An 887-nucleotide genomic window follows, 5' to 3' on the forward strand; every position below is an offset into this window, starting at 1 on the left:
ACATAACATATAAAGCTCACTGCATATTTTAAAACACAATAGTATAGTGCCTGCGATCACCTTTAAAGTGAAGCGAAAGGCAAAGGGTGAAAAAATGTTTAAAACAAATTTAGGAAAATTAATAAATGGAGATGCTTTGGAATTTATAAAGACATTAGAAAACGATAGCGTTGATTTAATATTAACTGATCCGCCCTATTTATATAATTTATCAAAAAGAGAAAACGAACAAATAAATGAAAAAAGCAATATATCAAAAAGTATAAATAAATATATTAATGCTATTTATGATAATTATAGTGCCTGCGATCACCTTTAAAGTGAAGCGAAAGGCAAAGGGTGAAAAAATGTTTAAAACAAATTTAGGAAAATTAATAAATGGAGATGCTTTGGAATTTATAAAGACATTAGAAAACGATAGCGTTGATTTAATATTAACTGATCCGCCCTATTTATATAATTTATCAAAAAGAGAAAACGAACAAATAAATGAAAAAAGCAATATATCAAAAAGTATAAATAAATATATTAATGCTATTTATGATAATAATTTGCATAATTCATTTGATATAAATACTTATTTAGATGAGTTTTATCGAATTTCAAAAAATAAATTTATGTTAATTTGAATGAATAGACAACAAATTATAGATTATTTAGATTGAGTTTGTAAAAAAGATATGCTTTATGATTTTATTCTTTGAAACAAAACAAATCCAATGCCAACTAATAATCATATTTATCAAGATAAAGAATACTGTATGATAATTTATTCTAAAAAACATCGAATTCCGAATTATAAAAATGATTATGAAAGTAAAAAAACAATTTTTAATTATTCAATCGGAAAAAAATTAACGAGACACCCAACAGAAAAACCATTATAT

General features: G+C 23.4%; 2 protein-coding genes. Both read left to right on the forward strand.

From position 1 onward, the window contains the following. Nucleotides 1-67 precede the first annotated feature (67 nt). Entirely contained in the window at nt 68-319 is a 252-nt protein-coding gene (locus tag C6B38_RS05550; RefSeq protein WP_146693331.1) for a hypothetical protein, read from the forward strand. Between the two features lies 1 nt (nt 320). After that, nucleotides 321-887: site-specific DNA-methyltransferase (locus C6B38_RS05555; protein ID WP_146693332.1), on the forward strand; the 567-nt coding region annotated here is incomplete at its 3' end.

It is taken from the genome of Spiroplasma sp. ChiS (assembly GCF_002968355.1).
Lineage (GTDB): Bacteria > Bacillota_I > Bacilli_A > Mycoplasmatales > Mycoplasmataceae > Spiroplasma > Spiroplasma citri.